We start from the raw sequence: 23,066 nt of genomic DNA on the forward strand, positions 1-23,066 counted from the left end.
AGGGAATTGCCATTAACATGTGAGGGCGAATTGCCATTCGCTCCTACACAGGTCTGTGCTAGCAGGGGAACTAAAAACGAAAAATTCATTTGGTAGATTGCGGAAAATTTATTAATTTTGTGGTCTAAATGATTTTACTATGTTGAAAAGGAATTTATTTTTAGGCATTTCTGCAATTGCCTCTTCCTTGTCAGCTTTTGGACAAAACTATCAGTGGAAGGAAGCAGAAAGTGCAGGTTACACCTATAAGTATGTAACCAATGACCCAACCAATGCAAGGTTCTATACGCTAAAGAATGGACTTACGGTGATTCTTAGCCCTACTAATAAGGAACCGCGTATTCAGTGTTATGTGGCCGTAAGAGCAGGAAGCAAGACTGACCCTGCTACCAACACAGGGCTGGCGCACTACCTAGAGCATTTGCTCTTTAAGGGAACTGATAAGTATGGTTCTTTGGACTGGGACAAGGAAAAAGTAGAGCTAGAAAAGATCGATGCCCTATATGAGAAGTACAACCAAACCAAAGATCCTGCCCAGCGCAAGGAAATCTACAAGGAGATAGATAGGGTCTCAGGTATTGCTAGTAAGTATGCTATTGCCAATGAGTACGACAAAATGCTCTCGGCTATGGGAGCACAAGGCACGAATGCCTTTACCTCTTTTGAACAAACAGTTTATACGGATGATGTCCCTGCCAATGCCTTGGATAAGTATATAGCGGTACAAGCAGAGCGTTTCCGTAACCCTGTACTACGTCTCTTCCATACAGAATTGGAGGCAGTGTACGAAGAGAAAAACCGCTCCTTGGACAGTGATGGTAGCTTGGTATTTGAAACCCTTTTGTCTAATTTGTTCAAGAAACATAACTATGGTCAGCAGACCACTATAGGTACAGTAGAACACCTCAAGAACCCTTCGCTCAAGGAGATTCGCAAGTACTTCAATACTTATTATGTGCCTAATAATATGGCGGTGATTCTCTCTGGTGATTTCAATCCTGATACTGCTATTGCTAAGATAGACAAGGCTTTCTCTTATATGAAATACAAGGAAGTGCCCAAGTACACCTTTGAGAAGGAAGACCCTATCACCGCTCCTATCATTAAGGAAGTAGTAGGCCCTGATGCAGAGAGTGTTACCATGGCCTATCGCTTGCCAAGTACACAAGAGAAGGACGCTCTTTTGGCTAACCTTATTGGTTCTATCCTTACCAATGGCAAAGCTGGACTTATTGACCTAAATTTGGTTAAAAAACAAAAACTCTTGCGTGCAGGTGCTTTCCCTTACCTATTGGTAGATTATGGCTTGCTCTATATCTCGGCATCACCTTCCCAAGGACAGTCTTTGGATGAGGTGAGAAAATTGATTGTCAATGAAATAGATAATCTTAAGAAAGGAAATTTTGACGATGACCTATTGCCCTCTATCGTAAATAACTTCAAGAAGGATGCCATCCAAGAGGCAGAAACCTATGGAGGACGTGCTAACCTATTGATGCAAGCCTTCACAGGAAAGATAGACTGGAGAGACCAAGTGGCTTATGTAAATGATGTTCAGAAGATTACTAAAGCCGATGTGGTAGCTTTTGCTAACAAATACTTAGGAGACAACTATGTGGCTGTCTATAAGAAAAAAGGAGAACGTACCAATGTAGAGAAGATAGAAAAACCTGCTATTACCCCAGTGGAGACCAATGCTGACAAGCAATCGGCTTTTGTGAAGATGATTAACGATATGCCAAGCACTCCTGTGGAGCCTCTCTTCTTGGATTACAATAAGGATATACAGAAATCTAAATTGGGCAAGGCTGAAGTACTCGCTGTACAGAACAAGGACAATGACCTTTTCCGATTGAGTTTCCGTTACAAAATAGGAACGCTCAACGATTTGAAAATGGGCTTAGCCGCTCAGTATATCCAGTTCTTAGGAACCGATAAGAAATCAGCAGAGCAAATCTCTAAAGAGTTCTACAAAATAGCCTCTAGCTTTAGGGTATCTACAGGTGAGGACTATACTTATGTAAATATAGAAGGCTTGCAGGAGAATTTTGCCGCTGCAGTAGCCCTTTATGAAGACTTGGTAAGCCATGTCAAATTGGACGAAGAAGCGCTTAAATCACTTAAGGCACGTATAGCTAAGTATCGTACAGATGTAAAGGCCAACCGAAACCAAATCATGCAGGCACTGACCAGCTATGCGCTCTATGGGCCAAAGAACAAGTACAACCATGCTCTTTCTAATGCTGAGTTGGAAGCTACTTCTGCAGCTGAGTTGGTAGATAGACTTAAGAAACTCAACGATGTAGAGCAAACTATTATCTATTACGGTCCTGCCTCTATCTCTGAGCTAACCAAGCAGCTCGGCAAGCTCCACAAGGTACCAGCTAAGTTTGCTAAAGTGCCTCAAGCACAGCAGTTTAAGCAAGAGACACAGACTAAGAACACAGTACTCTTTACCGATTACGAAATGGTACAGGCCGAAACTCGTTGGGTTAGAAATACAGATACTTACAACCCAGCAGAAACTACTACTATCAGGGTATTCAATAACTATTTTGGCGGTAGTATGGGATCTTTGGTATTCCAAACCATTCGTGAAAGTAAAGCCTTGGCTTACAGTACTTATGGTTTTTACAAAATCCCAACAAAGAAAGAGGATAAGTACTATATGCTATCCTATGTAGGAGCACAGGCTGATAAGTTCCAGGAAGCAGTGGCAGCTATGAATGAGCTACTTACCACTATGCCAGAGCTACCTGCCAACTTCGAATTGGCCAAAGAACAACTTAGAAAGGATATACAGACCGAGCGTATTACGCAAGATGATATCATCTATAGCTATTTGAATGCACAGCAATTAGGGCTTAAGGAAGATATCAGAAAGTCAGTTTATCAGAATGTAGATAAGATCACCTTCAAGGATATACAGGCTTTCCATGACAAATACCTCTCTAAGAAGCCTTATACCTATGTTATCTTAGCCTCTGAGAAGAAACTCCCTCAAGCAGAACTCCAAAAAATAGGTGAGTTCAAGAAAGTAAGCCTTGAGGAACTGTTTGGATTCTAAGAAGTGAAGAGTGAAAAGTGAAGAGTGAAAAGTGACGTTATCCGTTCGCTTTTCACTCTTCACTTTTCGTTATTCACTTAATTTTGTTTTTACTTTCCTTAGGTTAGGTAAGAAATAGGCGGTCAGTCCCATAAGGGGGAGGAAGGAACAGACCTTATAGACGAAGGTAATACTGGTCATATCAATGAGTTTGCCTAATACAGCGGAGCCTAAGCCAGCCATACCAAAGGCAAATCCGTAGAAAACACCCGAAATCATACCGATCTTCTTAGGCAGCAGCTCTTGGGCATAGACCAAAATAGAAGCAAAGGCAGAGGAGATGATAAAGCCAATGAGCACTACTAAAACCGCTGTCGTTTTGGCATCGGCATAGGGGAGCCATAGGGCAAAAGGTGCGGCTCCTAAGATAGAAAACCAAATGATAAACTTCCTGCCTACTCTGTCTCCGAAAAAGCCGCCAATAAGCGTGCCTGCTGCCGCTGCCCCTAGGTAATAAAAGAGGTAGAGCTGTGCCTCGGCATTGGTAAATCCAAAGGTCTTGATGGTATAGAACTGGAAGTAATTACTGATGCCTGCGGTATAGAAGTTCTTGGAGAAAACAAGGAACATGAGGATGATCACCGAGTTGCGCACTTGTGCATGGGTAAGGTCGGGTAGGGGAATCTCTCGCTTTTTGAGTGTCTGCGCTTGCTTGAGGAGCTTTTCGCGCCAAGCGCCTATAAAAAGTAGGATCACAATAGCAAGGGCAGGGAAGAGGACAAACCATAACAGACGTTCCAAATGACTCTCTTCCACTAGCTGGCCTTCTACTATTTTCTTGGTAAAGACAACTATAATCACCAGAAGAGGTGCCAAGGCCGTACCTGCATTGCCGCCCAGCTGGAAGACCGCTTGGGTGAAAGACCGCTTGCCTCCAGAGGCTAAGAAGGCAATACGCGAAGCCTCAGGATGAAAGATAGAGGAGCCTATCCCCACAAAAATCACCGAGAGCAGCACCAGTGCATAGCTATTCACCCATGAGAGTAGCCCAATGCCTAAGGCACTGAAGGCCATACCTACCACCTGGGCATAAGGCTTGGGGTGCTTATCCGTATAAGCCCCCACCAAGGGTTGCAAAATGGAGGCAGACACCTGATAGCAGAAGGTAATCAGTCCCACCTGCGCCATAGAAAGGGCAAACTCTTGTTTCAGAGCAGGATAGATAGAGGGCAAGATACCTTGTAATAGGTCGTTCAGACCATGGGAGAGGGAGATGAGTATGATGATCAGATAGTTGGTGGTTTGCTTGGTTTCCATGCAGATATAATTTTGAAGATGCAAAAATACGAATTATCTGACTTTCTTCTCTCTTACTGAAAAGATTTTTTATAAACTATTTTTATTTGTCACATAATATTGCTATCTTTGCCACTTATAAGAGTTTGCTATGAGGCAGGTGATTTTGTCTTTTTTATGTTTGTGTTCTCTGTATCTATGGGGTCAGGAGCGGGAGAGCAATGTGCGGATAGGTGCCAAAGCGGGCTTATCCTTAGCCACCTTTTCTCGTGGCTTCTTCTACCAGCGGGAGGATTTTAGCTATGTACCCAGCTTCTATGCAGGGGCGACCCTTTCGGTGCTTACGGATCGCAATATCAGTGGGAAACTGGAACTACTCTATTCAGGACAGGGAGCTCGCTATAGGGAAACCTATGAGGCAGCCTATGCAGGGAGCTATACCACGGGCTATCTCTCCTTGGGCTATATCATTCATTTTCGCCTTTTTGAACACCTATATTTGGATGCGGGGTTGACCACTGACCTCTTAATCAAAAAAGACAGCAAAGTACCTTCGCCCAGAACCTTTGATGTGGCAGGACTCGTAGGGGTGGAAGTGCCCATATTTTCTTTCCTAAGCCTTGAGGCGCGCGCCAAATCGGGTAGGGGAGGGATCAACAACTATACAGATTATTATGGAGGTGCCCCCTTCAATACAGAACTCAATAACTTGGTGCTGCAAGTGGGGGCGGTATACTATTTTTAAAGTTTTGAGTTTTGAGTTCTTAGTTTTTAGTTAGTTTGGAACTCAAAACTCAAAACTCAAAACTCAAAACTCAAAGCTTGTAAATGGATAAAGTACTTATTTTAGATTTTGGTTCCCAATATACACAGCTTATTGCCCGTAGGGTGAGAGAGCTTAGTGTGTATTGTGAGATACACCCTTACAATCATTTGCCTGAGGAGGTAGAGACCTTCTCGGCGGTGATTCTTTCAGGTTCGCCCTATTCGGTGCGTGCCAGCGACGCCCCTCACCTTGATTTGTCGCTCTTTAGGGGCAAAAAACCAATCTTGGCCGTTTGCTATGGGGCGCAATACTTAGCTCACTTCTTTGGAGGTGAAGTAGCCCCTTCCGATGTACGTGAGTACGGCCGTGCACACTTGGTTTATCTCAAGGAAAACGAACCTTTCTTAGCCGATATTCCTGCCAATAGCCAAGTATGGATGAGCCATAGTGATACCATCAAAGCACTACCCACCGGAGGGGTACGCCTAGCCAGCACTCCCGATGTGGAGAATGCGGCCTATCGTATAGAGGGTGAACCAACTTACGCCATACAGTTCCACCCCGAAGTGTATCACTCCACCGACGGTAAACAGTTCTTGGCCAACTTCCTCTTCAAGATAGCGGGGCTTACCCCCTCTTGGACAGCGGACAACTTTATCGAGACTACTGTGGCGTCGCTCAAGGCGCAGATAGGTGCGGAGAAAGTGGTCTTAGGCCTTTCGGGAGGAGTAGATTCCACCGTGGCAGCTGTGCTCCTAAACAGAGCTATTGGTAGCCAGCTGCATTGTATCTTTGTCAATAATGGACTATTGCGCAAAGGTGAGTTTCAAAGTGTTTTGGAACAATACAAGGGTATGGGACTCAATATCAAAGGCGTAGATGCTTCAGCGGAGTTTCTTTCCGCTTTGGCTGGGGTTACAGACCCAGAGGTCAAGCGCAAGACTATAGGGCGTGTCTTTATAGAAGTATTTGACAAGGAAGCCCACCAAATCACCGATGTTACCTACTTGGCACAAGGGACTATTTACCCCGATGTGATAGAGTCAGTCTCTGTCAAAGGGCCATCGGCCACCATTAAGAGCCACCACAATGTAGGAGGCTTGCCCGATTATATGAAGCTGAAGATCGTAGAGCCTTTACGTACCCTCTTCAAGGACGAGGTACGCCGCGTAGGTGCCTCTTTGGGGATTCCAGCGGAGCTACTGGGGCGACACCCTTTCCCAGGCCCAGGCTTGGCCATACGTATCTTAGGTGACATCACCCCAGAGAAAGTGGCAACCCTTCAGGAGGTAGATGCGATATTTATCAATGCTCTCAAGGACAATAACTTATATGACAAAGTATGGCAAGCAGGAGCGATTCTATTGCCTATCAACAGTGTAGGCGTAATGGGAGACGAGCGTACTTATGAGAAGTGTGTTGCCTTACGAGCTGTGGAAAGTACTGATGGTATGACGGCCGACTGGGTACATTTGCCCTATAGCTTCCTGCAAAAGGTCTCCAATGAGATTATTAATAAGGTAAAAGGCGTAAATCGCGTGGTGTATGACATCAGCTCCAAGCCGCCTGCAACCATAGAGTGGGAGTAGATAATTGTTAATTGTTAATTGTTAATTATCAATGACTGCTGATGGCTAACAACTAACAACTAACAACTAAATACCACAGGAGATAACAATTAACAATTGATAATTAACAATTAAAAAGACGTGGATATAAAAACTTACATTGAGCAGAACAAAGACCGCTTCCTAAGCGAGTTGTTCGAGCTATTGCGTATGCCTTCCATTAGTGCGGATTCAGCATACAAATCTTCTATAGAGGCCACTGCACAGTGGGTAAAAGAATCTCTTCTGAAGGCAGGTTGCGACAAAGCAGAAATCTGCCCTACCGAGGGTAACCCTGTAGTATATGGGGAAAAACACGTAGGGGATAACTTGCCTACGGTATTGGTATATGGGCACTATGATGTACAGCCTGCGGTGCCTTTGGAATTGTGGGATACCGACCCCTTCGAGCCTGTAATCAAAAAGACTGAAACACACCCCGATGGTGCGATTTTTGCTCGTGGTGCTTGTGATGACAAAGGACAGATGTTCATGCACGTAAAAGCACTTGAATATATGGTTAAGGAAGGCAAACTTCCTTGCAATGTGAAGTTTATGATCGAGGGAGAAGAGGAAGTAGGCTCTAAGAATCTTGGCGCATTTGTACATGCCAACCGAGAAAAACTCAAGAACGACATTATCCTTATCTCCGATACCAGTATCATCGCCAATGATGTGCCTTCGGTAACCCTAAGATTGCGAGGACTTAGCTACGTAGAAGTAGAGCTGACAGGCCCTAACCGCGATCTACACTCCGGGGTGTATGGAGGAGCCGTACTGAATCCTGTCACAGTACTTAGCCAGATGATAGCTAAGCTCTATGACGAGAAGAATCGTATCACAATCCCTCATTTCTATGATAAGGTGAAGGAACTCTTGCCAGAGGAACGCCACATGTTTGCCCAAACGCCTTTCTCTTTGGAGGCTTATAACAAGGACTTAGGTATAGCCGAGGCCAAGCATGAAGAGGGGTATTCTGTTTTGGAGAGTGCCACTATTCGTCCAGCCTTGGATGTCAATGGTATCTGGGGAGGTTACACAGGCGAGGGTGCGAAGACCATTATCCCAAGCAAGGCCTATGCCAAGATATCCATGCGATTGGTACCAGACCAAGACAGCAAGGAAGTGGTAAGCCTATTTACTCAATATTTTGAGCAGATCGCTCCTAAAGGGGTAACAGTCAAGGTAAAAGACCTAAGCGGAGGCCCTGCTTATGCTATGGATATAGAGAATAAAGGCTACAAGGCCGCAGAGAAAGCTATGGAAAAGACCTTTGGTAAGGCCCCTATCCCAGCAGCCGAAGGCGGTAGTATCCCGATTGTAGCCCTCTTCGAGAAGGAACTCGGCACCAAGTCTATCCTTATGGGCTTTGGTTTGGATTCCGACCTTATCCACTCACCCAACGAACACTACGGTCTGTTTAACTTCTTCAAAGGCATAGAAACTATTCCATACTTCTATGAGTACTATGTGAAAAGTGAAAAGTGAAGAGTGAAAAGTGAAGAGTGAAGAGTGAAAAGTGAAGAGTGAAGAGTGAAAAGTGAAAAGTGTGTTTTTCACTCTTCACTCTTCGTTTTTTACTAAAACTGGTATGATTTTTGAGGCTTATAATTCCTAATAAAATATTATATTATGAATACAACTGCATTAGAAGTTTTTATCAATGAGGTAGATATGCCTATATTTCAGGCGTTATTTGATAAATTTAAAATAAAGACAAAGGTACTAAAAAAGGATTCTCCGAAGAAATTGCCTATAGAAAAAGCGCTTCCTAACGAGGAAACTCATCAGGCCTTTATGGAGGTAAAGGAGAAAGGACATCTCTTGAAAAGGTATAAAAACGCTAGAGAACTATTTGAAGACATTGATAATGAAGACTGAAGAAAAGGAAGAAGCAATATTATTTGAAATAGCAGTAACTTCCTCTTTTAAAAAGGACAAGAAGAAGCTGGCTAATAATCCTCTAAAAATAGAAAAGCTACTATCTCTGATAGATATATTACAGACAAAAGGAAGTGAAGGGGTTCCTGCCTATATGAAACCTCATCAGTTAATAGGACAATACAATGGTTGTTTAGAGTGTCATATAGAGTCAGATTTGTTACTGATATGGATACAAAATGATGAAGAAAAAGTAATATATTTGATGAGATTAGGTTCTCATTCTGAACTATTTGGCAAGAAAAAAAGATGAAATATTAACAATCAGTGACCAGTGACCAGTGACTAATTCTCACACAAAGATTATTCACTGGTCATTTGTCACTAATCACTAATCACTAACCACTCTTATGTAATTCAAAGAATAAAGATAAAAACAAAAATTACTTAAATTTTTGTTGTCAAATATTGATAACTTTTTCTCATGAAAAGATGGTAAATATATGAAAAATATATTATTTTTGCGCCCAATTTATTAAACAATGTTTTCTTAAATCATGAAAGAAATGAGAAAAAGAACAACTTCTTTTGTTAGACTGTTAATTTTCACGCTGTTAACCCTCTCCACGGGAGCTGTATGGGGGCAGGTAACTATTAATAGTGTAATAGCTCAGTCGCCGGTAGATTTTGCTGGAAATAGTGATTTCTCTATAGGGGAGCTTACTGTTTCCTTTAATATGCCTACGGGGAAAACTTCGGGAGAGCTGCAAGTAAACTTGGCAGCAGGAATTGAGTATATGTATGGTACAGTAACTGCTACTGGGGCTACTGTATCCCTCAAAACGGGTTCTACCGATGCCAATAAGCCTGTCTTCACCCTTACAGGGGCTTCAGGCAGTGTAACAGTGAAGTTCAAGCGTAAGGCGACTAAGGCAGTGCTTACCAACCCTGCCCTTGCTTCAGGCTTACAAGATGAGGCTGTCCTTACCGTACAAGGGCTATCACCCAGTCCAGCGGTTAAGAATGTAGTCCCCTATGAACTGAAACGCCCTACTTTGGCAGTACAGCTACCAACCACTCAGACTGATGTGTTGGGAGCACGTACTGAAACTTTTGATATTCGCAATACAGGGAATGGTATAGTGAAAGATGTATATTTCTCTATTGCCTATCCTGCCGATGTAGTGGGTAATAGTGTGTCCTACAACGGATCTACGCTTACTGCGGTAGGGACAGTACCTACAGGACTACCTAATGCAGGGAAGCCTATCTATAAAATTGCTAATGCCAACTTGGCAAATAACGGAGTAGTTACTATTACCGAAAAATATACCGTAAACAAATGTACCACAGGTAGGCAAAACACCTATTATGCTTATTGGGGAAGTGGTATTGCAAATAGTAATGATATTTTTGAAACTAATTCTAATACTAGAAACATCAGTGTGAGTACTGGTATACCTATTATTAGACACAGCGATAATAGTGCCTTCAACTATTTTAAATGGCAAGATGGCTTTTGTGGAAATATTTTAGGTACTTATTATGTGCGTTTTAATAATGAAACCGCCGATCCTAAAGGGACTGCCTATAACGTAGAGGTAAAACTTTTTGATGGTGATCCTACTATAGGTTTTAGTTTTTTTGAACCTATTAATATTCGCTTAGTAGCTACCGATGGAACTGAAATTCCTATTTCAGCTACAGGTACTGGTGATACTCGTATCATTAATTTTACCGATTTAGCAGCTGTATCTAATGCTTCTTTAGGCTCAAGAGATGTAGGATTTACTGATGAAGATGGTGATGGTTTTAAAGATGACCTTAAAAAAGATGCCTATTTTCAAATAGCTTTTGATTTAAAGAGAAAACAATCCTTTCAGTGTCTACAGCCAGGAAAAGGTCCAAAGAACTATTTCAGTTTGCAGCCAAGGGCTTATGTTCTCTATGATAATGTATGTAAGGGTAAACGTGATTCCTCCGACTTACGTCTGATAGATTATGGCACTATGCGTATCTATTTCAATGGGGTAAATGATGCTTCTAAACTTCCTGCCCAATTGGTAGAAAATGTACCTTCTGCAGGCTATATAGCACCTGGAATGAACTGGCCTTCTCTTGGCATTCACCAAAGAACAAAAAATACTACCTTGGCAGATAATGAGCGTCAGTTCAAGTATGTAATAACCACTCCTGCAGGGATAAAGCTGCAGAATGTAAAGCTCTACCGCAAAACGAATATTTTTGGGGCTTCACCAACAACTCCTGTCAATCAGCCTGATATAGAAGCAGGTACTACGGTAACTATCACCACTAGCAATACACCTGCTGACAGAGATAATACTTCTGGTTATCTTAGTTTTGATGCTCTTTTACAAAGCTGTAATGGAGCTACTGCACCTATTACCTATTCGGTATATTTGATGGTTAAGAATGGAGATGGTACTTATTGTGATATTCCTTTGGTTTGCAATCAAGTTACTAATATACCTACTATTTGCTCCACATCTTGCACCATACAAGGACCGCGTATGCTCAGCACTAAGGTAGAGCGTGCCGATAATTCGTATGGTTGGAAGGACTATACGATGGCTGTTAGACAAACCCGTGCTAATGTATCGTCTATAGAGCGTATGCGAGCTCTCTACTTGGATGATATAGAGTTTATCTCCGAAGGGCAGCAGCACACTGGCAAGGCGGCTACCAATCTTTTCTATTATGCAAAGGTAGAAAATACAGCCAAGTTAGAACCTAAGAAGATAACCTTAAAGGTAAATGGTGGAGCAGAACAGACCTTTACTGCTACTCCTAATAACCCTATGAGAGGTACCAATGCTGCAGGTAAGAATTATTTTCGTTGGAATCTGACTTCGTTATTGCCAGCAGGTACACTTCCCGCAGGGGTTACTTTTACAGCTGTGGCCACCTACCAAGTAAAGAATAGCAATCCCACTAATAGTAATGACCGTACTATGGATATACAGTCGGGTATAGAATCATTTTTCTATACGCTTGATAATCCTGCTACTGATGTTACTATTAGTACAGAGGGCTATCATACCGCTGAAAAGCACTGCGGAGAGAACCTAACGCCTATATTCTATATAGCCGAAACACAATCTATGTTGGCTACAAATGAATACAAAGAGTTTTCAGGTTGTAATATAGTAGAATTAGGAGGTAATCTTATTTATGCGGCACGTAGGTTCAAGCCCGGAGGAACTTATTTTTCACAAGAGTTCCGCCCTGCTCGTCTTACCAAAAAGATAACAATCAAGATGCCAAGTGCTTACAGGATTAACAATATTAAGTATACTTATACTTATAAAATAGCAGAGGCTGCTAAAGAGGCAACAGTAGATATGAGTAGATTGACCGTAATTGATGATGGCACTTGGAAAACCTATACCTACATAAATCCTCCTAAAGGTACTACAGGGCATTTACCACCGGGGATGATAACGGTAGTGAATGACTATAATGAGTATCTAAAAGTTTTTATACAACCTTCTTGTAAGGCTAAAACAGTAGATGGGAATAAAACATATTGGGATCAAGGTCTTGATGCTAAAGCAATGAATGAGATGGTAAGCTCTAATATAGAGTATGAAGACTATTATTATCACTATGCCGAAACAGGCAATAGTGCCATTGCTATTGATAAGTTAAATGACCGCCCTATACTTTTTGCAGAAAGTAAAAAGCCAGAGATTACCATAGAGCCTATATCGCAATTAACCGTAAAAGCTAATAAGCGCGTGATGGAGGCTACTTTCAAGCTTAAGAATATTAAGGAATACGATGCTCCTTTCGGCTGGATCTCTGTTCCTGATGTAGCAGGTATTGAGGTACTCTCCTTAGAAGAGACTACCCCAGGTAATACGTATACTTATATCGCTAAAAATACTATTACAGGAGAAAAAATGTTCTTTCTTAGTGATAAGGGGAATGATGGTAAGATACTCAAGAATAGCGAGCGCCAGTTTAACCTCAAGTATAAGATTACCAACTGTGCTGCGGCCATTCAGCTCAAGGTTTATGCTGGTTGGAATTGTAATGGGAACCCTACTACGGGCTATCGCAACACTTGTAGTGATAAGTTCATTACCTATAATATAACAGTAGCCCAGAGCAAAAAAGAAATCAGGGCGGATGCTACTAACCCAGGGGAGAGTAATCCTGACAAGAAAGGAAGTATCCCTATGTGTGTGGCTACTCCTTATAGCTATGAGATCAATAGTGCTGATGAGGGAGACCTCTATGATACTAAACTTATAGTGAACCAGGGAAATGGAATCACTTTCTCTGATGTGGAAATAGAATATCCTCTCGGTAGTGGTACCAAATATTATGAAAATACAGGCGTTAAAAGAATCCTCCATACAACCCAGGGCAACAAACATATCTATGACTTGAGTAATGTACTGCCAGGAGGTACCTTGCCTGGTTCTATCTCAGAGCCTGTAAATGGTAATAAACGCAAGTTCAAACTGACCTTTAAGGTAAAACCTGACTGTGAATTCTCTGCAGGTTCGTCCTTTGATATAGATATAGAGGGTAATAACCTTTGTAGCACCTCTGCTGCAGGAGATAAGACCCGTGCTATTATTGCGGGTATTGCTGGAGTGAATATCAATGACTATACTATTACATTGGATCCGCTGACCTATGTAAGTGGTAATGGAACCCTATGTGGCGGTGGTGTTGTTTATAAAACGCGTGTAACGGTAAATAGTAGTAACTCAACTTTCCAAATGGGGCCTAATGCACGTCTAAGATTTACCATTCCGGAGGGCTATGAGTTAGCATCTTCGTATGCACACTACTATGGTAGAACACCATATGGGCCTGGGGCGCTTTGGTCAACTCCTGTGAGAAAACAGGCAGAAGAGAAAACATTGGTCTCTGGTAGTGAGTTGGTTATGGAGATTCCTGCAGGAATGACCAATGGACAGTTCTTTGAGTTTGGTATACATATAATACAGAAATCAAATGCTTTGATAGATTGCACCACACCTAAGGAACTTAAGGTGATTGCTACCGATGCCAAAACGGGAGTGATGTGTGGTGGAACAGCTTGTCCTCCTATGACGGTAAGTACTTCCAAAGAAGAAAAGGTAGCGATTAAGAACGAACGTCCAAAACTGTCTCTTAAAGATGTCTCTGCTACCTCCACTGCACAAGCAGGTAAGGAAAATCTCACTATCAAGTATAAGATAGAGAATGGCACGGGAACGGATGTTGCTGCTCTTACTAATGGAACCGTAAAGGCCGCTCTCTATTATGATGCTAATCATAATAATATAGTGGATACAGGAGATATCGAGCTCTCTACCCATACCACTACCGCACTTAATTTGGCTAAAGGAGCTACTTCAGCTGAACAAAGTTTTACTTTTGTGGTGGATCAAGATAAGGTATGTCGCTTGCTCTTAGTGCTTAAGAACGAAGATAACGTATGTCTCTGTGGGGATGTAGTGGCACCACTTACAGCACCAGAGAAGATTACAGGCTTGGTGGACAACCTTACCGTTTGTGAGAGCCAAACCAAGAAAGTAGCCTATAGCGCTGCTGGAGTTTCCTATGACCAATATACTTGGACAGGTAAAACCGCTAATGATAAGCTTGATTACCTATCTACCGCAAATGTGAAGGAACCAAACTTCCATTATAATGGTACTAAGCTCACCGCCACTCAGACCTTTACCTATATACTTACAGTAAAGCGTACCAATGGTTGTGAAGCGACTCAAGAGGTAAAGGTAACTGTACAGCCTGCGCCAAGTATTTCTACCCAGCCTATAGCACCTGCTGCTTATTGTCAGGGAGTAACCGCTACGGCACTTACTGTAACAGCCAATACCCATGGGATAACAGGAACACTCTCCTATCAGTGGTATAGTAATACCAGCAATAGCACTACAGGAGGAACTCCAGTAGGCACCAATGCCAATAGCTATGTACCACTAACTACTACAGCAGGAACTTTGTACTATTATGTAAAGATAACCAATAGTACTTGTGGAGAGGTACTCAGTGATGTTGTAAAAGTAGAGGTGAAACCTACACCTGACAAACCAACAATTGACCTTACCGCGGAAAGCTGTACTGCTGCCACTGTGGCTAAGATCAGCAATTATGTGTCAAGTGGTGTAACTTATACCTTTACTAAGGCCGATGGTACACCTGTAACAGGGGTAACTATAGCTACTGATGGGGTACTTTCAGGTCTTGCCGCAGGCACTTACAAGGTAAAAGCAGAAAAAGATGGTTGTACCTCTGATTTTTCTGATAACTTTGAAATCAAAGCACAGAAAGCAGTACCAGCTCAACCAACGGTAACCCTTACCGCTGAAAGTTGTACTGCACCTACCAAGGCTGTGATTAGTAACTATGTACCAGGACAAACCTACTGGAATGGAGCCACACAACTTACTGTGGATAACACCAGCCATGAGATTACAGGTCTTGCTGTAGGTACTTATACCATTATGGCTAAGAATAATGACAATTGTGAGTCTGTAGCTTCCGATAGCTTTGAAATCAAAGCTCAGAAGGCAGTACCAGCCCAACCAACGGTAACCCTTACTGCGGAAAGCTGTGCTGCCCCTACCAAGGCTGTGATTAGTAACTATGTACCAGGACAAACCTACTGGAATGGAGCCACACAACTTACTGTGGATAACACCAGCCATGAGATTACAGGTCTTGCCGCGGGTACTTATACCATTACGGCTAAGAATAATGACAATTGTGAGTCTGTAGCTTCCGATAGTTTTGTGATCAAAGCTCAGAAGGCAGCTACTATCATAGGGGCTAACCCACAAAGTGCTGTTTATGTGAAGGATGATGCGTCTGCTACACCACTTACAGCAGCAGCAACAGGAGAGGGAACCCTTACCTATAAGTGGTATAAGAATACTACTAATAGCTATACAGGTGGTACTGAAGTAGGAGGAAATAACACCTACACTCCAGCCACTGACACAGTAGGAAGTCTCTTCTACTGGGCAGAGATAACAGGCGAATGTGGTACTGAAAAGACCTCAATTGCTGAAATCAAGGTAGTAGAAACAGTACCAGTTATTGAGGCTGTAGATGATGTAGCCATTAGCCCAAGAGGTGGTCAGGTGGATGTACTCCACAATGATAAGGTAGGAGGTAATCCTGCTACACTAACTAATGTAGCTATTGCCATTGTTACAGACGGAGGACTTACAGGTGTAACTGTAGATCCTACCACAGGTAAGCTCGTAGTGCCAAACACAGCAACGCCTGACACTTACGATGTAACCTATAAGATATGTCTGTTAAGCGATCCTAATACTTGTGATACAGCTGTAGCTAAGATCACAGTAACCTCTGATACCAACCATACAATAGAGGCTAATGATGATCCTGAAACACAAGTAGCCAAAGGAGGAGAGGTGGATGTACTCCACAATGATAAGGTAGATGGTAACCCTGCTACCCCAACCAATGTGGATATCACCATCCCAATTGATGGAGGTCTTACTGGTATAACTATAAATCCTGCCACTGGCAAGATTAAGATACCAACAGATGCTACTCCAGGAGCTTATGATATTACTTACCAAATCTGTGTAAGAGGAGCGACAGCTCCTTGTGATACCGCTAAGGTGAGAATCATAGTAACCGAAGATGTAGTACCAACACCTACTATCAATGCCAACGATGACCCTGAAACACAGGTAGCCAAAGGAGGAGAGGTGGATGTCTTAAGTAACGACCGTGTAAATGGAGATCCAGCCACTGCTGCCAATGTGGATATTACTATCGCCAATGACGGAGGCCTTACAGGTGTAACCGCAGATCCTGCCACTGGTAAGATTAAGGTGCCAGACAATGCTACACCAGCAACTTACGAAGTAGAATACAGAATCTGTGTCAAAGGAGCAACTTCTCCTTGTGATACCGCTAAGGCGACGATAACTGTAACCCCTGATACGACACCAAGCCGTGCTATCAAGGCCGTAGATGATGACTTTGGTAAGGTACCTAATACAGTGGATTACACCACTACCAATACGGTATTCTCAACTGGTGTAGATACTTTGGAAGGTGTGCCAGGTATCCTTTCTCCAGAGACTGATGTGATCCTCCACAAGAGAGCGGTAACACGCCAGGATGGTACAGCTGTTCAGGCAGGTACTATCACTATGAATGACAACGGAAGCATTACTGTAAAACAAGGTACTCCAGTAGGTGTTTATACCTATACTTACTCTATCTGTGAGAAGGCTGTACCTACCAACTGTAGTGAAGAAGCAAAAGCAACCTTTGAGGTAGTAGATAATACGATCTTAGCCAAAGATGATGAGTTCGAAATGGGTACTTCAGGAGGTCTTACTCCAAGTGTCCTCAACAACGATATATTCGTAGGCAAAGTAGGTCTTACTACCAACGAGGTGATCATAGAACCTACTTTAACTGAACGTAATGATGATCCTAAATTAAAAATGGGATTTGTTGATGGTCGTGTGGATGTTGAAAAAGGTATTGCCCCAGGTATCCATAAGTACTACTATACAATAAGCGATAAGAATGATAAGACCAAGAATTCTTCTGCTGTAGTAACGATAAGGGTAGTTACTTTTACTGCTGGAGATGACGAACATGAGTTGCCTAATAACAATGATACAAAGCAATATATAGATAAAAGTAAAGGTATCTTTGCTAATGATGAGGTAGATGGCAAGCGTCCAGAACCAGGAAAGAATGTGACATTTAGATCAAACCCAGTGAAGAATAAAGACGGTAATGAGGTGCCAGGTATTGTGATTAACCAAGAGGATGGTTCCATTACTATAGAGCCTAATACCCCAGACGGAGTCTATACTTATAGCTATACAATCTGTAAGATAGCAGCTCCTAATGAATGTAAGACGGCTAAGGGCGTACTTAAGCTTCTTCCAGCTCTTAAGGCAGTGGATGACCTTGACTTTAAACCAGTGAATACCACTAAGGGAGCTGTAAACGTAGGTAATGTCTTAGCAAATGATGAATATGCAGGCAAGAATGCCCTTGATCATTTAGATAAGGTGACTGCTAAAATAGAGGATAATAATGGAGGTATTTCAGGTGCTTATATAGACGAGCAAGGTAACTTGATAATTCCTCAAGGTACCCCAGTAGGTGTTTATGATTTAGAGTATAATCTCTGTATGAAGGAACACCCAGGCGTATGTAAGACAGCTAAGGTAAGAGTGGAAGTGATCAAAGACAAACCGCTCACTATCTACAATGGGGTATCAGCCGATGGAGATGGACACAATGACTATTTCAAGATAGACGGTATAGAGTACTATCCTAAGAATAATCTCAAGATATTCAACCGTTGGGGCGTACTGGTCTATGAAAAGGATGGTTATGGTAACGAAGCGCCATTTGACGGTCATTCTAACGGACGTGCGACTATAAGTGCAGATAGCAAGCTCCCACAAGGAACTTACTACTATATCTTAGAGTATGAAGACTCCGATGATCAACCCCATACCGAAAAAGGTTGGTTGTACCTTAAGTACTAATTAGTCTGTTATAGAGGTTAGTGGTTAGTTATTAGTGGTTAGTCATAAAAAAAGGCTAACCACTAACAACTGACCACTAATCACTTTTTACTTTAATAGGCTAATTCTTAATCATTTTTCTTATTTAAAATAAAAGTGGAGTGCTTTAAAATATTGTCAAAGAAATATCTTAATTGTATGAATATTAATTAATTATTTTAACAGGAGAAAAGTTATAAACAAATTTCGTTTTTTGGTTGATAACTAAGAAAAAAAGCAATAATTTTGCCACGAAACCAATAATGAGAAATGTCGTTAATGAGTAATGATTAAAGCTATTGATAATTAATTGTTTAAGGCTAACCACTAATCATTAACCACTAACCACAAATCGACGAAATAATAAAAAACAGCAAAAAAATATGGCGATAGAATTTGACAATGCGACATTTGATCTTCCAAAAAGCACAGGAAATCTAATCAAGGTAATAGGTGTAGGAGGAGGTGGTGGAAACGCCGTAAACTACATGTACAGACAGGACATCCGCGGGGTGGATTACATCATTTGTAATACCGACCGTCAGGCCTTAGACAAAAGTCCAATCGTAAATAAAATCTACTTAGGTGTGGAACTTACCGAGGGCTTAGGGGCTGGATCCAACCCTGAGGTAGGAGAACAATCCGCTATGGAAAGCATAGAGGAAATAAAGGCCATGCTGGGAGACAATACCAAGATGGCGTTCATTACCGCAGGTATGGGTGGTGGTACTGGTACAGGTGCTGCTCCTATTATCGCTAAGATATGTAAGGACATGGGGATCCTTACCGTGGGAATCGTAACCAGTCCTTTCAAGTTCGAAGGGGAAATACGCCTTGCCCAAGCCCAAAAGGGAATTGAGAACTTGCGCAAGCAGTTGGATTCTTTGATTGTAATCAATAATAATAAGTTACGTGATACTTATGGCAACCTAGGTATCAAGACAGGTTTTGCCAAAGCTGATGAGGTGCTTACCATTGCTGCCAAAGGGATTGCGGAGGTGATTACCAAGGAGTTTGAAGTGAATATCGACCTTCGTGATGCGCATACTGTGCTCTCCAATAGCGGTACCGCTATCATGGGTACAGGTTATGGTACAGGAGAGACCCGCGCCCTAGATGCTGTCAAAGGAGCTTTGGAATCCCCGCTGCTTAATGATAATCGTATCACAGGAGCTAAGAATGTATTGCTTTTGATCCTCTACGGAAATGATGAAATCACCATGGATGAAGTAGGAGAAATCAACGAATACATACAGCGTGAGGCAGGACATGGAATAGAATTGGCCACAGGCTATAAGACCAATATCATCATGGGTATGGGTGAGGAACCTGCCCTTGAGGATAAAATCATGGTGACAGTGGTGGCTACAGGCTTCTCTACCGAGCAACAACATGAGATTATTGATGCTGAACCTAAAAAAATAGTCCATTCCTTGGATGATAATGCCCAATTTGTACAAGAATTGGATACAACATCTTCTTTTACCGATATTTCTTTTGAAAATTCGCTAAAGAAAAAGGAAAAAGTGGTTTATCAGTTCGATGAGACCCCAGAGCAAGCACCAGTGGTAGATGCAACTGCCAAAAGTAGCATGGGTATCACCCTACATACAGCCCCTGAAAAGAAAATAAAGCCCCTAAAGGTAGATGAGAGCCTATACCATATTCCTGTCCATTTTGATATAGTGGAACGTGTAGTGCCTATCCAGCAGGAGGATTTTGTGATATACCAAGAAAAAAAAACAACCGCCCCTAAGGTAACCACTCCCGCTCCACAAAGACCGCAAGTAGCAGAGCGTAAAGTGGTCTATTTCGAGCAAGAAAAACCCCAAGCAGCCCCTATGATGCAAGCAGCGGCAGCGGCTCCCGCTCAGGAAAATGGCAAGATCATACACACCCTTGAGAACTACCTCGAAGTAGAGGAAATGCTCACCCAAGCACGCTCTCCACAGCGAGATACAGAGGAGGAAGAGTTCAAGGCGGAACTGAGAATCAAAGAACCAGCTAAGACGACCCAACCGAAGGAGACCAACCAAAATGCTTATCTTTCAGCACTTAAGGAAAATGCGGCTAACCGTAAAACGACTTTTAAGAATATGAGCTATCAGTTCTCTTCCCAGACCAATTATAAGATAGAGGACTTAGAGAATACCCCTGCTTATATGCGAAAGAATGTGGATATTTCTTCCACGACTATGACGCCATCAGTTTCTCGTAGCTCTATTAGCTTGGATTCTAATAATATAGCTCAGATACGTGAGAATAATAGCTATCTGCACGACAATGTGGATTAGTCATTAGATTAAAATCAAATACCAAATAAAAAACAGTTAATGAAAATTAGCTGTTTTTTATTACAATAACCAGAATACAATGCAAAAACCCAGTATACCCAAAGGAACGCGTGATTTCTCCCCAGAGGAAGTCGCCAAGCGCAATTATATCATTCAGACCATTCGCCAAGCCTTCGAGCGCTATGGCTTCCAACCTATTGAGACCCCCAGCTTCGAGAAGACAGAAACACTCATGGGCAAATATGGAGAGGAAGGAGATAGGTTGATTTTCAGAATTTTGGATGCAGGAGATTTCCTCTCGGAAGTACCTGCAGAGGTATATGAGCAGCATAGTAGTGCTAAGCTGGCCACTTATATCAGTGGGAAGGCACTGCGCTATGACCTTACGGTGCCTTTTGCGCGCTATGTGGTACAACACCAGAACGACCTTAGTTTTCCCTTCAAGCGTTACCAGATTCAGCCCGTATGGCGTGCCGATCGTCCACAGAAAGGGCGCTATCGTGAGTTCTATCAATGTGATGCCGATGTGGTAGGGGCTAAGGGACTCTGGCAGGAAGTGGAGTTTGTACAACTCTACGACAGTGTCTTTACCGCTCTACAAGTCAAAGGGGTTACAGTCAAGATGAATCACCGCAAGATCCTCTCTGGCTTTGCCGAGATTATTGGGGCGCCTGATAAGTTAATTGACTTTACCATGGCTTTGGACAAGCTCGATAAGATAGGAAAGGAGAAGGTAGAGGAGGAGATGCTCCAAAGGGGTATTACCCCTGAGGCCATAGCCAAAATCCAACCTGTGTTCTCCCTAGAGGGGGATTTTTTCCAGAAGATTACAAGACTCAAGGACTTACTTGCATCTTCTCCTACAGGACTGGAAGGAGTAGCCGACTTGGAGTTTATCTATGCGCAAACCCAACAGTTGGGCTTACAGACGGCTTCTTTAGAGCTGGAGGTAACCTTAGCGCGCGGACTAAATTACTATACAGGAGCTATTTTTGAAGTAGCAGCACCCCGTGAAGTTGCCTTAGGCTCTATAGGTGGGGGCGGACGTTATGACGAACTTACCGAGATATTTGGCCTTAAGGGCATGAGTGGGGTTGGCATCTCCTTCGGCTTGGACAGAATCTATCTTGTTTTAGAACAATTGAATTTGTTCCCCAAGACTTTAGAGCACACCTTGGATGTATTGTGTGTTAATTTTGGAGATAAGGAGGCTTTGGCTTCTTTTGGCGTGATACAACAATTGCGAGCCCAAGGCTATAGAGTAGAACTCTACCCTGAAGCCGCCAAACTCAAAAAACAATTGGCCTATGCCGACAGCCGTAAGGTAAGGTATGTAGTACTCATCGGAGAGACCGAACTGGCCGAAGGTACTGCCATTCTTAAGCATATGCAAACAGGAGAACAAGCCTCTTACCCCATAGGAGAAATAGGGAAAGTAATTAGTGAAAAGTGATTAGTGAAGAATGAAGAGTGAAAAGTGCAAGCACGCAATGTGTTATTCACTTTTCACTCTTCATTTTTCACTTAAATGGACTGGATGACTGCTTTTTCTGCTTCTTTGCGGGAGCCGTCAAAGCCATCAACGCCTGCAACGGTAGTGTATTTCAGTACATACTTCTTGGTAGGGTAGAGGCGGTTATAGACCCCTTGACACATAAGGGTAGCTTCATGGAACCCACAGAGAATAAGTTTGAGCTTGCCAGGGTAGGTATTCACATCGCCTATGGCATAGACACCTTCTATATTGGTTTGATAATCAAGAGCGTTATTGACCTTGATGGCATTGCGCTCTATCTCCAATCCCCAATCGGCAATAGGCCCTAGCTTAGGGGTGAGACCAAAGAGCGGAATAAAGTAGTCGGTAGGTAGTTCCTCCTGTACTCCTTCTTTTTCAAGGACAACAGCGGAGAGCTGCCCCTCTCCCTTGAGAGCAACTACCTCTGCGGGGGTGATAAGGTTGATTTTGCCTGCTGCCTTGAGCGCCTTAACTTTCTCTACCGAATCCAAGGCCGCACGAAACTCATTGCGACGATGTACCAGTGTAACCGACTGGGCGACATTGGACAAGAAAATACTCCAGTCAAGAGCAGAATCGCCGCCACCGGCTATAACTACACGCTTACCAGCGAAGCGTTCGGGCTTGCGTACAAAGTATTCTACGCCCTTATCTTCATAATCAGCAAGGTTACTTATCTCAGGCTTACGTGGTTCAAAGGTACCTAAGCCTCCTGCGATAGCTACGGCCTTGCCTTTGACTTGGGTGCCCTTGTCAGTGGTAACAACAAAGGTGTTATCAGCTTGTTTTTCAAGGGTTACAGCGGTCTCCGAAAGGGTAAATTCGGGTTGGAACTGCTTGATTTGTTCCATAAGGTTATCTACCAGCTCAGCGGCTCCTACACTAGGATAACCAGGGATATCAAAGATAGGTTTCTTAGGGTAGAGTTCAGTGAGCTGTCCCCCAGGTTGGGGAAGGGTATCTATCAGGTGGCACTTAAGGCGCAAAAGGCCTGCTTCAAAAACGGCAAAAAGCCCTGTAGGCCCTGCCCCTATGATGATGATATCTGTTTCTTTCATGAAAGTTAGTTTGATTGTGCAAAAATACGAAAATAG

Annotated in this window: 11 protein-coding genes; 9 read left to right on the top strand and 2 right to left on the bottom strand. The window is 42.7% G+C overall.

From position 1 onward, the window contains the following. Positions 1–139 precede the first annotated feature (139 nt). Positions 140–3,067, top strand: a complete 2,928-nt coding sequence (locus HMPREF1154_RS06515; protein WP_009641841.1) for a M16 family metallopeptidase — start codon at positions 140–142, stop codon at positions 3,065–3,067. 69 nt (positions 3,068–3,136) lie between these two features. Here the strand turns inward: HMPREF1154_RS06515 and HMPREF1154_RS06520 are convergent, their stop codons facing one another. Next, positions 3,137–4,363, bottom strand: coding sequence for an MFS transporter (locus HMPREF1154_RS06520; RefSeq protein WP_009641777.1), 1,227 nt, complete (start codon positions 4,361–4,363; stop codon positions 3,137–3,139). A gap of 130 nt (positions 4,364–4,493) precedes the next feature. Here HMPREF1154_RS06520 and HMPREF1154_RS06525 point away from each other — a divergent pair, with 130 nt between their 5' ends. The 8 genes from HMPREF1154_RS06525 to hisS all read left to right on the top strand — a co-directional run bounded on the left by HMPREF1154_RS06525 (position 4,494) and on the right by hisS (position 21,909). After that, the gene (locus tag HMPREF1154_RS06525; RefSeq protein WP_009641829.1) at positions 4,494–5,087 is read left to right on the top strand and encodes an outer membrane beta-barrel protein; all 594 of its coding nucleotides are present in this window, start codon (positions 4,494–4,496) and stop codon (positions 5,085–5,087) included. Between the two features lie 83 nt (positions 5,088–5,170). Beyond that, positions 5,171–6,697: a glutamine-hydrolyzing GMP synthase gene (gene guaA / locus HMPREF1154_RS06530; protein WP_009641786.1), complete on the top strand. Its 1,527-nt coding sequence runs from the start codon at positions 5,171–5,173 to the stop codon at positions 6,695–6,697. A 120-nt stretch (positions 6,698–6,817) separates the two neighbouring features. After that, complete coding sequence (locus HMPREF1154_RS06535) at positions 6,818–8,203, top strand: dipeptidase (protein WP_009641800.1); 1,386 nt, start codon at positions 6,818–6,820, stop codon at positions 8,201–8,203. A gap of 144 nt (positions 8,204–8,347) precedes the next feature. After that, on the top strand, positions 8,348–8,596 hold the full coding sequence (locus HMPREF1154_RS06540; RefSeq protein WP_009641783.1) for a hypothetical protein: 249 nt from the start codon (positions 8,348–8,350) through the stop codon (positions 8,594–8,596). Beyond that, entirely contained in the window at positions 8,586–8,909 is a 324-nt protein-coding gene (locus HMPREF1154_RS06545) for a type II toxin-antitoxin system YafQ family toxin (RefSeq protein WP_009641774.1), read from the top strand. Before HMPREF1154_RS06540 ends, HMPREF1154_RS06545 begins: the two co-directional genes overlap by 11 nt. Before the next feature lie 253 nt (positions 8,910–9,162). Continuing rightward, positions 9,163–18,144, top strand: a complete 8,982-nt coding sequence (locus HMPREF1154_RS06550) for a gliding motility-associated C-terminal domain-containing protein (RefSeq protein ID WP_034567046.1) — start codon at positions 9,163–9,165, stop codon at positions 18,142–18,144. 401 nt (positions 18,145–18,545) lie between these two features. Next, entirely contained in the window at positions 18,546–20,456 is a 1,911-nt protein-coding gene (gene ftsZ, locus HMPREF1154_RS06555) for a cell division protein FtsZ (RefSeq protein WP_009641780.1), read from the top strand. Positions 20,457–20,535: 79 nt separating this feature from the next. Further along, positions 20,536–21,909, top strand: coding sequence for a histidine--tRNA ligase (gene hisS / locus HMPREF1154_RS06560; protein ID WP_009641797.1), 1,374 nt, complete (start codon positions 20,536–20,538; stop codon positions 21,907–21,909). Positions 21,910–21,980: 71 nt separating this feature from the next. Here hisS and HMPREF1154_RS06565 read toward each other — a convergent pair whose 3' ends face one another. Beyond that, a complete protein-coding gene (locus HMPREF1154_RS06565; RefSeq protein ID WP_009641838.1) occupies positions 21,981–23,030 on the bottom strand; it encodes an NAD(P)/FAD-dependent oxidoreductase in 1,050 nt (349 codons plus the stop codon). Between the last annotated feature and the right edge of the window lie 36 nt (positions 23,031–23,066).

Origin of the sequence: Capnocytophaga sp. CM59, from assembly GCF_000293175.1 — a bacterium.
Taxonomy (GTDB): domain Bacteria; phylum Bacteroidota; class Bacteroidia; order Flavobacteriales; family Flavobacteriaceae; genus Capnocytophaga; species Capnocytophaga granulosa.

Excerpts from the sequence above, each read along its gene's own strand:
- hisS (WP_009641797.1), top strand. The coding sequence starts at position 20,536 with ATGCAAAAACCCAGTATACCCAAAGGAACGCGTGATTTCTCCCCAGAG.
- HMPREF1154_RS06550 (WP_034567046.1), top strand. The coding sequence starts at position 9,163 with ATGAGAAAAAGAACAACTTCTTTTGTTAGACTGTTAATTTTCACGCTG.
- HMPREF1154_RS06540 (WP_009641783.1), top strand. The coding sequence starts at position 8,348 with ATGAATACAACTGCATTAGAAGTTTTTATCAATGAGGTAGATATGCCT.
- HMPREF1154_RS06565 (WP_009641838.1), bottom strand. The coding sequence starts at position 23,030 with ATGAAAGAAACAGATATCATCATCATAGGGGCAGGGCCTACAGGGCTT.
- HMPREF1154_RS06545 (WP_009641774.1), top strand. The coding sequence starts at position 8,586 with ATGAAGACTGAAGAAAAGGAAGAAGCAATATTATTTGAAATAGCAGTA.
- ftsZ (WP_009641780.1), top strand. The coding sequence starts at position 18,546 with ATGGCGATAGAATTTGACAATGCGACATTTGATCTTCCAAAAAGCACA.
- HMPREF1154_RS06515 (WP_009641841.1), top strand. The coding sequence starts at position 140 with ATGTTGAAAAGGAATTTATTTTTAGGCATTTCTGCAATTGCCTCTTCC.
- HMPREF1154_RS06525 (WP_009641829.1), top strand. The coding sequence starts at position 4,494 with ATGAGGCAGGTGATTTTGTCTTTTTTATGTTTGTGTTCTCTGTATCTA.
- HMPREF1154_RS06520 (WP_009641777.1), bottom strand. The coding sequence starts at position 4,363 with ATGGAAACCAAGCAAACCACCAACTATCTGATCATCATACTCATCTCC.
- guaA (WP_009641786.1), top strand. The coding sequence starts at position 5,171 with ATGGATAAAGTACTTATTTTAGATTTTGGTTCCCAATATACACAGCTT.